The sequence below is a fragment of the Bacillus sp. T-10(2022) genome (assembly GCF_056502895.1).
The window spans coordinates 397,131-410,000 of the sequence record NZ_CP113518.1 but is presented as its reverse complement, the minus strand read 5'-3'; the positions used below and the strand labels follow the sequence as shown (position 1 = coordinate 410,000).

The 12,870-nt window shown below is 42.1% G+C and carries 8 protein-coding genes, 1 rRNA gene and 2 riboswitches (1 of these 11 cut by a window edge); all 9 genes read right to left on the bottom strand.

The window, feature by feature from the left end:
- Positions 1–521: ribosomal RNA gene (locus OSJ91_RS01980) — 16S ribosomal RNA — on the bottom strand (it extends 1,030 nt beyond the left edge of the window).
- A gap of 378 nt (positions 522–899) precedes the next feature.
- Positions 900–2,969 (bottom strand): glucose-specific PTS transporter subunit IIBC, encoded by a 2,070-nt coding sequence (gene ptsG / locus OSJ91_RS01975; RefSeq protein ID WP_485890900.1) that lies wholly within the window; start codon positions 2,967–2,969, stop codon positions 900–902.
- A gap of 213 nt (positions 2,970–3,182) precedes the next feature.
- Positions 3,183–4,025: a glucose PTS transporter transcription antiterminator GlcT gene (gene glcT, locus OSJ91_RS01970; RefSeq protein ID WP_485890899.1), complete on the bottom strand. Its 843-nt coding sequence runs from the start codon at positions 4,023–4,025 to the stop codon at positions 3,183–3,185.
- A gap of 152 nt (positions 4,026–4,177) precedes the next feature.
- Positions 4,178–5,509 (bottom strand): NCS2 family permease, encoded by a 1,332-nt coding sequence (locus tag OSJ91_RS01965; protein ID WP_350301002.1) that lies wholly within the window; start codon positions 5,507–5,509, stop codon positions 4,178–4,180.
- 103 nt (positions 5,510–5,612) lie between these two features.
- Positions 5,613–5,714, bottom strand: a riboswitch (purine riboswitch).
- 225 nt (positions 5,715–5,939) lie between these two features.
- Complete coding sequence (guaA, locus tag OSJ91_RS01960) at positions 5,940–7,460, bottom strand: glutamine-hydrolyzing GMP synthase (protein WP_164468792.1); 1,521 nt, start codon at positions 7,458–7,460, stop codon at positions 5,940–5,942.
- Between the two features lie 178 nt (positions 7,461–7,638).
- Positions 7,639–7,740: riboswitch (purine riboswitch) on the bottom strand.
- Positions 7,741–7,776: 36 nt separating this feature from the next.
- Entirely contained in the window at positions 7,777–9,981 is a 2,205-nt protein-coding gene (locus OSJ91_RS01955) for a DUF4129 domain-containing transglutaminase family protein (RefSeq protein WP_485890898.1), read from the bottom strand.
- Positions 9,978–11,138, bottom strand: a complete 1,161-nt coding sequence (locus tag OSJ91_RS01950) for a DUF58 domain-containing protein (protein WP_485890897.1) — start codon at positions 11,136–11,138, stop codon at positions 9,978–9,980. The genes OSJ91_RS01955 and OSJ91_RS01950 overlap by 4 nt, the downstream gene beginning before the upstream one ends.
- A 32-nt stretch (positions 11,139–11,170) precedes the next feature.
- Positions 11,171–12,127, bottom strand: coding sequence for an AAA family ATPase (locus tag OSJ91_RS01945; protein ID WP_485890896.1), 957 nt, complete (start codon positions 12,125–12,127; stop codon positions 11,171–11,173).
- Positions 12,128–12,541: 414 nt separating this feature from the next.
- Positions 12,542–12,742 carry a hypothetical protein gene (locus OSJ91_RS01940; RefSeq protein WP_485890895.1) on the bottom strand — a complete coding sequence of 67 codons (201 nt, stop codon included), beginning with the start codon at positions 12,740–12,742 and terminating at the stop codon, positions 12,542–12,544.
- Between the last annotated feature and the right edge of the window lie 128 nt (positions 12,743–12,870).

The following is a 12,870-nucleotide window of genomic DNA, read 5'->3' as shown; positions in this document are numbered from 1 at the left end:
CGTAGTTAGCCGTGGCTTTCTGGTTAGGTACCGTCAAGGTACCAGCAGTTACTCTGGTACTTGTTCTTCCCTAACAACAGAACTTTACGACCCGAAGGCCTTCTTCGTTCACGCGGCGTTGCTCCGTCAGACTTTCGTCCATTGCGGAAGATTCCCTACTGCTGCCTCCCGTAGGAGTCTGGGCCGTGTCTCAGTCCCAGTGTGGCCGATCACCCTCTCAGGTCGGCTACGCATCGTCGCCTTGGTGAGCCATTACCTCACCAACTAGCTAATGCGCCGCGGGCCCATCTATAAGTGACAGCGTAAACCGTCTTTCCATCTTCTCTCATGCGAGAAAAGAACGTATCCGGTATTAGCTCCGGTTTCCCGAAGTTATCCCAGTCTTATAGGCAGGTTGCCCACGTGTTACTCACCCGTCCGCCGCTAATCTCAGGGAGCAAGCTCCCATCAATTCGCTCGACTTGCATGTATTAGGCACGCCGCCAGCGTTCGTCCTGAGCCAGGATCAAACTCTCCGAAGAAATGTTTGACTTGCTCATTCGCTTTTTTAATAGTGTGTGCTCACTTAAAATTTAACGTTGGCGCTTTGTTTTGTTCAGTTTTCAAAGAGCAATATTTCTTATCGCTTTTTTAGCGACTTAATTAGTCTAACACCTTCCAAACATAAAGTCAACAACAAATTATCATTTACTTGTTTTTCTTTTGTCTCAAGCGGTGTATTTAATATATTATCACTTGCATTTAGATAAGTCAATGCAATCTTTTAAATCCCCTTCATTTTTTTATAAGCCAACTTCTTCTATATAATACACACTTTCTTTCTATAGAAGCCGAACCCTGCCATTGAATTATCAAAACAGGAGGGCAGCTGATTATAGCCACCCTCCTGTTATTAATGATTATTTATTGATGGAGATTACGTCCGCTTCTTCTCTATCTACATTTCCTGCCTTTTCAATCTTCACACTTTCACCTTCGGAAAGGTTCGTAAAGACGATCGGCGTAATGATAGAGCTGGCATTGTTTTTGACATACTCTATATCAACTTTGAGCAACGGCTGTCCGCTTGTCACTTTATCTCCTTGAGAGACCAGTGCTTCGAAACCTTTGCCTTCCAACTTAACTGTATCGATCCCGACATGTATCAAGATTTCACGACCAGCTTCGGAAACGATACCTATTGCATGTTTAGTCGGGAATAGGTTAACGATCGTACCGTCTACAGGAGAAACAACCAACCCTTCCTCAGGCACAATGGCAAATCCATCACCCATCATTTTTTCAGCAAAAACTGCATCAGGCACTTCTGTGATCGGTTTTAATTCCCCTTTAATAGGAGAAACAAAGCGCTCGGAAACTTCATCCGTCCGTAAAGGTTTCGGGACGACATCCTCGATTTGCTTTTCCACACCCACTTCAGGAGAAGCTTCTACTTTACGAGGTCTTTTTCCATCGATGATATCTTTCATTTGCCCCTTGATCGTTTCTGAACGAGGTCCGAAGATTGCCTGGATGTTATTGCCCACTTCCAGAACTCCAGCGGCACCAAGTTTCTTCAGCCTATTTTTATCAACGTTTCCGATGTCATTGACTGATACACGAAGACGGGTAATGCAAGCATCCAAGTGAGAGATGTTTTCTTTTCCGCCCATGGCATCCAAGATATCTCCTGGCAGACTTCCAGCAGAACTTGCAGATCCTTCATTTTCCTCATTCTCTTCCACTTCACGACCAGGAGTTTTAAGGTTAAACTTCCTTATCGCAAATCGGAATCCAAAGTAATAGATAACCGCAAGGACTAAACCAACCGGAATAACAATCCACGCATTGGTTTGCGGATTGATTAAACCAAACAGTACGTAATCGATCAAACCACCCGAGAACGTCATCCCGATTTTCACGTCCAGTAAATGCATGGTCATGAATGATAGACCTGCAAACAGACAGTGAATCCCGAAAAGTACCGGTGCAACAAATAAGAATGCAAATTCAAGTGGTTCAGTAATCCCAGTCAAGAATGATGTAAGTGCTGCAGAAGCCATCAATCCCCCAACTATTTTCTTTCTTTCCGGTCTTGCTTCATGATAAATGGCCAAAGCCGCAGCTGGTAACCCGAACATCATGAATGGATATTTACCAGTCATGAAGGTACCGGCCGTTAAATTCTGTACGCCATCTTTAATTTGTGCCATGAAGATGGCCTGGTCTCCTCTGACTGGCGTTCCCCCTCCTTGAGGGATATAGCTGCCAAATTCAAACCAGAATGGAGAATAGAAGATATGGTGCAATCCAAAAGGAATCAGCGCACGTTCTACAACCCCAAACACGAAAGCTCCCAGAGTCAGGTTAGCACCCAACATATTTTCGGAAAATGAATTTAACCCCGATTGAATCGTCGGCCAAACCAAAATCATCAGTAACCCAAGAATAACTGCGCTTGCAGCTGTTGCAATGGGTACAAAACGTTTACCTGCAAAGAATCCTAAATAAGAAGGCAGTTCAATTTCATAAAACTTATTATACATAACAGCAGCCATGACACCGACAATAATACCGCCGAACACACCTGTTCCCAACGTCGGTATTCCCAGAACATTGGTATACACCGCACTATTGTTCTCAATGTCGGCAGCGTCAATGCCAAGAACAGTTCCCATCGTTACATTCATAATCAAGAAACCGATAATCGCCGCCAGTCCGGCAACACCATCTCCGCCAGCTAACCCAATTGCGACCCCCACAGCAAACAACAAGGGAAGATTCCCAAAAATAATATTCCCGGCATTCTCCATTACCGATGCGACCATTTCCACTCCGCCACTCGCAAGAAACGGGGCGATATCCAACAAAGTTTCGTTTTGCAATGCATTACCAAACGCAAGCAAAATTCCGGCCGCTGGTAAAATGGCTACAGGAAGCATCAAAGCTTTTCCGATTTTTTGCAAAACACCAAACAACTTCTTAAACATAGGTTTTCCTCCTCTTTACTGTTATTCCATGCTAATAAAACGGTTACATTTACGATGGTATTCATCTTCCCACGCATCAGAATTCAAATACAAAAAAGGCATAAGCAAAGATAGGATTGAAATGAAAATTCAGGTATATAATACCCTCTTTCATGACAATCATTCTCCTCACTTATGCCTGATCGAATCAGTAACACGTAAGTTAATGTATGTTTATTTAATTTTCTTTTGTAATCGTTGGATATGCATCGTTAGATAGACAGCTTCCGCATCACAAACCGGTCTGCCTAATTTCTGCTGCATAATCTTTATTAGCTTCCAAGAGATATTGTAACACAAAGGATATTCTTCTTTCAATAGCATTGCTATTTTTTCGGGTTCCTCTACTTTTTCGCCAGCCAACACCCTGTCTATCATGAATCTTAAATGACGGACCAAACGTGAATAATCAATGCTATCCTTATTAATTTGTACGTTGAGCTGTTCTTCAACAACTTGGATAAGCTGATAGATTAACTGCGAATGCTGATTGACTTCCGATAAGTCTTTATTTGATATTGCGCTATGAATATGAAGCGTAATAAAACCGATTTCCCCTTGGGGCAGGCCTATGCCTGTCTTATCTTGAATTAATTCTACTACATCGACAGCAATATCATGTTCAAAAGGATAAAGGGTTATCGTTTCTTTCAAGAATGGGTTTTTAATAGTCATTCCTTGTGAAACACGCTGAAGGGCGAACAATAAATGATCAGTTAAACCGACATGTATATGTTCATTGAGTTTTCCAGTTACTCGGTCGTTAATGAGATGAATAGATTCTATAATGGCAGCTTGAAGATTTTGATCGATCTGCGGCAAAAGTTTTTTGTAACTTTCCTGTTCCTTGACATTTTTCAGGACAAACGTCTTCTCCGCAAGTTCCGGACTTAACTCTTCGCCTTTCTTTCGGTTGAAGCCTAAGCCCTTTCCAATAGTAACGACTTCTCCATACGACGGATGCGTGGCAATCACCACATTATTGTTCAAAACCTTTTCAACGATAAAACCATTCATTTTTCTCCCTCTTTTTTTCTCAAAGTCATCCCTATGCCCCATACAGGATAAAGTACTTAGTACTTAGTCCTTTTACTATACACGATATGAGCTTTCTCTTACAACATGAAAGAAGAGCCCCGAAATCAGGACTCTCCTTACTTATTGCATTATTACTTCAAGAAAATGAAATATAACAGGAAAACGACTCCAAGTCCCCACATGATTGGGTGAACCTCTTTAGCTCTCCCTTTCATTGACATGGTGATCGGATAGAAGATGAATCCGCAAGCTATACCTGTCGCAATTGAATATGTCATAGGCATCATGATAACCGTAAAGAAGGCCGGAACCGCAATTTCGAACTTTTGCCAGTCAATATTTTTAAGTGATGATGCCATTAATACTCCGACTATAACCAATGCCGGCGCAGTCACCGCAGATGTCACCACTGATAGAAGCGGGAAGAAGAATAGGGATAGGACAAAAAGCAATCCTGTCACTACAGCCGCAAAACCACTTCGAGCACCAGCGGCAACACCTGATGTAGACTCTACATAAGATGTCGTGGTGGATGTACCAAGAATTGCACCAGAAACGATGGATAATGAATCAGCAAGTAATCCTTTTCCCACTCTAGGAAGAACATTATCCTTCATCAAACCAGCTTGTTGCGCGACAGCCACCAACGTACCGGCTGTATCAAAGAACGCTACGAACAAGAAGGTCAGTATCACGATTAACATTTGACCAGTGAAGAGATCACCGGGATTTCCAAAGGCATCGAACGCAACCCCAAATGTAGGCGCTATGCTAGGAACGGCACCGATTATTTTCTCCGGCACCGGAACTTGACCAAAGATCATCCCTGCAATGGCTGTAATGACCATCCCTATGAACACGCCGCTTTTGACACCTCTCGTCATCAAAATGACGGTTACGACAATCCCGAACACAGCCAATAATGTATTACCTGATGTCAAGTCTCCCAGTCCAACAAGAACGCTGTCATCATTCGTGATGATTCCAGCATTCTGAAACCCTACAAAAGTAATGAATAAACCGATACCGGCTCCAACTGCGTATTTCAATTCGACTGGAATTGCATTAATGATTTTCTCACGTATTCCCGATAGGGAAAGCAAAACGAAGATAATACCTGAAATCAATACTCCTGTTAAAGCCGTCTGCCAAGGAATTCCAAAGCCAAGCACAACGGTAAAAGCGAAGAAAGCATTCAATCCCATACCTGGAGCAAGCGAGATTGGATATCTGGCTATGAGTCCCATCAATATCGAGCCGATTGCGGCTGACAAGGCGGTTGCAGCAAAAACCGCTCCGTAGTCCATTCTCAATTCATCCGGATAGTCCTCGATGCTTTGTAAAGTCAGCATTACAGGGTTTACAACCAGGATATATGCCATTGAAAGGAAAGTAGTTAGTCCACCAAGTATTTCACGGCGATAATTAGTTCCCAGCTCGTTAAACCGAAAATAATTTTTCATTATGAGTCTCCCCTATCATAAAATCGTGCCAACAGAAAATGCCCCATTCGCTTACGAACGGGGCTTGACTGCGGTCATGTAAAGAAGTGGCGGTTTATCCATACACGCCAATCTTCCACATCGTAGTCAAGCCGTTCACGGCAGCTTGGTAGAAACTTTTGGGCCATATCCCCAATATTATACGACAATTATGTTTTTTTATTATTATAGGTATAGTGTATCAGTCACCAAAATAATCGTCAATATATCAAACGAATATTTTTTATGTAATTTTAGGCAATGTTCGCGTTTCGCTATATATTCCTTAATTATTATGGCTATATCTTCGCCAACATACGTGAAATGTAAGTAATCTACATATTCAAATATTATTTTGACCAAAAAAATCAGTGAAGGATATTTCCTTCACTGATTGGATGATTTTAATCTTCTATTCCCACTCGATCGTTGCAGGTGGCTTAGACGTAATATCATAAACTACGCGGTTTACATGGTTTACTTCATTAACGATTCTCGTTGAGATGATTTCAAGTACATCCCAAGGGATTCTTGCCCAATCGGAAGTCATTCCGTCAATGGATGTAACCGCACGGATCCCGATAGTATAATCATACGTACGCGCGTCGCCCATTACCCCTACGCTTCGAATGTTAGGAAGCACCGTGAAGTACTGCCAAATTTCACGTTCCAAACCATTCTTTCTAATTTCTTCACGTAAGATATGGTCAGATTCACGAACGATTTCAAGTTTTTCATCTGAAATTTCACCTAATACACGAATACCTAAACCTGGACCCGGGAATGGTTGACGCCAAACGATTTCATCCGGAATGCCCATTTCACTACCAAGTGCACGCACTTCATCCTTGAACAGGGTGTTCAAAGGCTCGATCAATTTAAATTGCATATCTTCCGGCAGACCGCCAACGTTGTGATGCGATTTAATTGTTTGTGCAGTGGCCGTACCACTTTCAATAATGTCTGTGTAAAGTGTACCCTGTGCAAGGAAATCAATTCCTTCAAGCTTCGTTGCTTCGTCATCGAATACGTAGATGAACTCGTTACCGATGATTTTCCGTTTTTGTTCCGGATCTGAAACGCCAGCAAGTTTCGATAGGAAACGTTCTTTTGCATCGACCTTGATTACGTTCATATTGAAACCTTCCCTGAATGTTTCCATTACACCTTCGGCTTCCCCTTTACGAAGTAATCCATGATCAACGAAAATACATGTCAGCTGATCGCCAATCGCTTTATGGATCAATACAGCAACAACGGATGAATCCACACCGCCGCTCAATGCGCATAACACTTTTTTATCTCCGACCGTTTGGCGGATTTTCTCCATCTCTATTTCAATGAAGTTCTCCATTGACCAGTCACCTTTGCAGCCACAAACGCCGAATACGAAATTTTTCAAAATGTCATTACCGTATACGGAATGACGGACTTCAGGATGGAATTGCACGGCATACAATTTACGTGACTCGTCACTCATAGCCGAAATTGGGCAAGACGGGTTCGTCCCATCAATTTGGAAACCTTCAGGCGTTTCCACAACTAAATCACCATGGCTCATCCAGACGATCTGTTCTTTCGGCAGGTCACTGAATAACTTAGACTCATTTTGGATGGCAAGTGTCGCTTTTCCGTATTCCCGGTTTTTCGCTGGTTCCACCTTACCGCCAAAATGTTTAGTCATAAGCTGCATGCCATAACAAATACCGAAAATCGGAAGGCCCATTTCGAATATGCGTTCATCACAACCAAATGCATTTGCATCATAAACACTATTCGGACCCCCTGAGAAAATGATTCCCGTTGGGTTCATTTTCTCAATTTCTTCTACAGTAATTGTATGAGGATGAAGCTCACTGTACACACCAAATTCGCGGATACGACGAGTGATCAATTGATTATATTGGCTTCCGAAATCAAGTACTACGATCATTTCCTGGTTTTTTTGCAATTCTGTTTTCCCCGGCACAAACGTCACCTCTATCAATGTAATTCACTCATAAAATCGAGTGATAATTTCTTATAAAAAATATTATCATAAAAAAAGAAAAACTAAAAATCCACCCTCAAAAATACAGAAAAAGTATAGACGAAGGCAGATTTTCAGCTTTCCTGTTAAAATCCGCCTTCATAGTCAAATCATTTACGGTGATTCGGTAGAAACTTTCGATCCATATTATCGAGGATATATGAAGGATATATTAGTTTAAGTTAGTTTTTGTTATTGTATCAATATAATAAAAACCTGGTCAAGAGCTAGTTTTTCTCATTAAGCTTTCCCAACCTTTTTGAAAGTGCTTCCATTCGCCATCTTCCACGTCTCCACGATATATCATTAACTCGTATCCAGCCGTCAATTCACTCATCTCATCCGTATCGTACACTGCATCCACATAGGCGGCGTACTCCCTTAGGGTTTGCCCCTCCGGACGAACTAAACCAGCTCGTTTTAATTGTTTCAATAAAATTAAATAGGCTGTCGAGAAATGAGCACCGGTTTTCCTTCTATAATGAAGAATCTGCAGATGAGGAATCCACCTCCTTCTGAAGAAATAACCAATAGAAGCGAGAATCAATGCACCTGACAATGAGATGGCAGTCCATTTTAAGAACCCATCCATGTTCCTGATACCAGTTTTCTCGGTTGATTGAGTTTCCCTATCGGGTGTATCCTGGCGTTCCCTGGTCTCTTTCTTTGTTTGCTCTTCATTATTTGGAGTTTCTTCAGGCTTCTTGATCGCTTCCTGTTTCAATTCCGAATCGTAAAATTCAACTTCCCCATTGAAACCCTTTGTCGGCTCGAAGGGAACCCAGCCTATCCCTGAAAAATAAACCTCGACCCAGGAATGTGCATTATTATTGGTCACCTTATAAACGGATTCGCCATCATGGATTGATTTTTCCCCTTCCGTGTAGCCCTTTACCCACCTGGCAGGTATATTGGCGGCACGGAGTAAAACGACCATTGCACTTGAAAAATTATCACAATACCCTATCTGTGTCTCGAATAAAAATTGATCGACATAATCTTGGTTGCTCTCAGGATACGGAATATCGTCCTTAGAATAAATGAATTCATGCCCGTCAAAATAATCCTCAATGGCTTTTGCCTTATCGTACCAATTCTTTTCATTCCTTGTAAGCTGGGATGCCAATTCATATATCCGGTTTGGCATTCCCTCTGGAAGCTGCGTGTTCTTTTCCATTAATAAATCCATTGAATCGTCAGGTTCCGTTACTTTCCTTAACTCAGCTATATCAAAACTCGGCATATCATAGACCAGCTCATACTCTTTCATGGACAGTCGTTCGCCATTATCCTTTTCAGAAATTACTTTGTCCATACCCTCATAATATTTGAAATCCATCCCGTTTTTGCCCTCAATCTTTTTTAAATACCCGGACTGCGGATGAAGGATATGGGAATATGATTCCGTCATGGACACTTTTGCCGTCATTTCTTCTGTCGTCACCACTTCAGGAACGTCGTAAATATCTAAAGATGCAATGTCCTGCCCGTTGGAAAAAGTGTGAAAGTCCGTTTCCAGTATGGAAACCCACCCTTTACCGGTATAAATATCCTTGTTCTCGACTTTCCAGTAATGTCCTGCAGGAGCATTATTATAAAAAACGATGGAACCATCCGGCTCTATCGATCCGCCAAGATCCGAATCGTCTTCATCATATCCGACACTTTTACGCTTCGAACCACCGTCTTCTTTCCCCGCTTTATCAGAATAAGAGGTAATATAAGGCACTGGGTCAGGCCACTGCGGAGAGAGCTTTGGGGCAGTGAAACCGACAAGGACACTCACCAATATCATACCGGTCAGCATTAAGATCCACTTATTGACGGAAGCCATCGAAAACTTGATCCGCTCCTGTATCGTAAGTCGCAGCAGGGACAGCAGGCCTAGCATCAAGAAGCCGATGATGATGATTCTAATCATTGCCTTATCCCCCACATAGGGAGTGAATGTGTCAAGTACAGATATAAAAATCACCGTTAACATAAAAAAGAAAAAAATGCTTTGTCTTACCATCACCCAGTAATGAATCAAATACGTTACAAGCCACAGAAGGACAAAAAATAGAAACGTTCGAAATGGATTTGTGATCAACTCCCAATTACCATCATATATAAAACCAAGATTGGCCGTAAAATCCGCTAGGAATCCTTCTTTCAGCCATGATAATTGAAATAAAGCGCCTTTTGAATGGAGGAACTGTAATGAAATCATTATATAAGCACTAATGAGAATAAACCGGATTGACCAATGTATGCGGAAATAATGCAGTAGCAGGGAATAGAGCAAAAATACGATAAAAATGATGATATTACCTGTATCTGTGAGTTTATCGACAGGCCTCAACCATTCAGTAATCAACAACAGACCAAATACATACATGAGTACGTGCATGAAGCTTTCCAACTTTTCGGTGGTGACATTCATTTCGCCATCACCTCTGATCTGTCAGACTTAAGTTGGCCATGTTCAAAAAAGCTAACCTTTATCCCCCTCGAAACAGCTGCAGAGCTTGACAGCCTTTCCTCATCAGTAAGATCCGCCTGTTTCTTCATACATAACATTAATCCCCGTTTAGGCCGGAAAGCACTCAATATGTCCACCTTTTCTAAGGTTAAGTCTGAAACGATGAATATCACAGCAGCATTTGCCGGAAGAATTCCCTTCCTGGCATTTTCGTTCAAATCGTTTGCCACTCTCGGCTCTTCTTTAACAAGTCGGTTAAAAATCTTTCGTTTCTGGTTATTGCCCGCTGCTGCCGGTATGATTAACCTCGATCTCCTGCTCACATACCCAATTTCCATGCCTTTCTTTAACAGGGCGTGTGCAATGGAAGCAGCCATTTCAATGGATTCTTCAAATAAATCCGACGGCTTTTCATCAAGCATGATGAATATATCCCGGTTTTTCTGCACTTCGAATTCCTTTGTCATGATTTCACTCGTTCTAGCCGTCGCCTTCCAGTTAATCCATGACAGCTGATCGCCTGGCTGATATTCCCTTACCCCGGAGACAACTGAATGTTCCCGTTGTGTTTTCTTTGTAGAAACCACTGCCCCCTGATTGAACACTCGATCAAGATCACTGTAGGCAAACTCATGATAACGAGGAAAAACAGTTATTTTCAAAGGTGAACTATATATCGCTTCCTTTTCGACTAGCCCGAAAAAATCCCCAATCCAAAAGCGGATCGATTGAAACGAATGCTCTCCGCGCTGCAAATTTTCCAAGGTATATGACATGCTGAAGGTACGCTTGAATCCCGGAAAGATAATTATTTTCCTTTGGAATCCCCTATCTTCCATCTTCTGAGGCAATTCCTCCTCTACCACCATGAATAATAGGGGCAGCCGATTTTTACGGGTAAACGTCAATGCTATCTCAACAGATTCGCCGGCCTGGCATTCCCTTTTATTGACCTTTCTCTCAACGGTAAAATCATGCAGCGGATAAAACAGCAGAATCAAAGCGTACACAGAAAACGGCAAAAATGAATAAAAAATGAACCAACTGACAAAACCGCCTTGAAACATGGCATAGCAAAAGGAAACGGTCATGAGTAATACAAGTCCGATCACACTCATATTTCCTCTTAAAATGTTGATGAATTTGCGCATTAGGTCACAGCCCGCTTCACTGGCACTTGTGTTGTCGCGACAATTTCATGTATCACCATTCCAGCATCGAAGCCATCATAATTCGCTTCAGGTTTCAAAATAAGCCGGTGGGAAAATACGAATGGAACTAAATATTGAACATCGTCCGGCAGGACATAGTCCCTGCCCTGGATCAGCGCGTAAGCCTGGGCTGCCTTCATCAATGCTATCGATCCACGCGGGCTCACCCCTAAATAGACCCCTTCATGCGAACGTGTGTGATTCGCCAATTCAACAATGTATCGTTTTATTGTGTCATCCACTATCACCGCTTTTACCTCAGCCTGTAATTCTATCAATTCATTCAAGGTGATGGCGGATTCCAGCTCCTCAAGCGGTGCCGTGTATTGAGCTCTATGAAGAACCTCTATCTCTTCTTCCACACCGGGATAGCCCATTTTCATTTTTAATAGGAATCTATCCAATTGAGCCTCCGGAAGCGGATATGTTCCCTCGTACTCGATCGGATTTTGCGTCGCCATTACGAAGAACGGCTTCTCCAATCCTCTTGTGACACCATCAATCGTCACACTTGCCTCTTCCATGGCTTCAAGCAATGCAGACTGAGTTTTCGGCGAGGTCCGGTTAATTTCATCGGCTAAAATAATATGTCCCATTATCGGACCTGGCCTAAAAATGAATTCTTGTTCCTTAGGATTGAAGATCGAAACACCGGTAACATCAGAAGGAAGTAAATCAGGTGTAAATTGAATTCGCTTAAAGCTTGCACCTATTGATTTCGCCAGTGCCCTTACCATGACTGTCTTTCCGACGCCCGGAACATCCTCCAATAAGACATGTCCGCCGGAAAGGAGTGCCACGATGCTTAGTTCCGCTATATCCCGTTTTCCGATAATCACCTTTTCGATATTCCTTAGAACCATTTCCAGTTTTTGATTGACCTGCTTATAAATCATTCTCTACCTCCCGGGATTCACATTATCACTATTTCATACCTTCTCTATATCACTTATTTTACATTAAGCTCCAATTAAACCTTACATTGTAAGTTTACTAGATAATCGGTAAACCATAAACGAATTTGTATTAAAAATATTAATGCTGCTTAATGAAATAGGAATGTTAAACTGTTGCTAAGTGAATATGAACCAAAGATGACGTCCATTTGTTGAATGAAAATGTCATGTCACGCTGTTGAACTCGCAGCAAAGACTGTTTATCCTGACTTGTTCAATTAACCGATAGGATGTGCCAATAAATCGGCGCATCGCAGTTTACAGACAAAAGGGGTTCGGAATTAAAAAATTCCGAACCCCTTTTGAAATTCCAATTTTGGCAGTTAAGAGAATTGGGCTCTACGATCGACTATGTTAAGCCATTTTTGGTCCTTGCCATATTGAAAGCGAAAATAAGCAGCGTCTGTATCGACAATATTTTAAGTCCCCTAATAGTATTCCAACGAATACCATGCTTTCATTTTCATCAGCGAATACATGCTTAATCGTTTCTTTGCGTTTTGGATATTTAGGTTTTACATCTTGATGTTTACGCAGATGATGTGCTTCTGACACATATGGTCGACAGTCCTCAGGTATATGGTTTCTATATGTTATAACAAGAGGAAGGTACGAGACTCCTGAGGAACCCGCAGGCGCAAGCCGAGGAGGCTCCCGGACCGCCCGCGGAAAGCGAGTTTCTT

Bases quoted from the DNA above. Each gene is read 5' to 3' on its own strand.
- OSJ91_RS01965 (WP_350301002.1), bottom strand. From the start codon at position 5,509: ATGAAAAATTATTTTCGGTTTAACGAGCTGGGAACTAATTATCGCCGT.
- ptsG (WP_485890900.1), bottom strand. From the start codon at position 2,969: ATGTTTAAGAAGTTGTTTGGTGTTTTGCAAAAAATCGGAAAAGCTTTG.
- guaA (WP_164468792.1), bottom strand. From the start codon at position 7,460: ATGATCGTAGTACTTGATTTCGGAAGCCAATATAATCAATTGATCACT.
- glcT (WP_485890899.1), bottom strand. From the start codon at position 4,025: ATGAATGGTTTTATCGTTGAAAAGGTTTTGAACAATAATGTGGTGATT.
- OSJ91_RS01955 (WP_485890898.1), bottom strand. From the start codon at position 9,981: ATGAATGTCACCACCGAAAAGTTGGAAAGCTTCATGCACGTACTCATG.
- OSJ91_RS01945 (WP_485890896.1), bottom strand. From the start codon at position 12,127: ATGATTTATAAGCAGGTCAATCAAAAACTGGAAATGGTTCTAAGGAAT.
- OSJ91_RS01950 (WP_485890897.1), bottom strand. From the start codon at position 11,138: ATGAGTGTGATCGGACTTGTATTACTCATGACCGTTTCCTTTTGCTAT.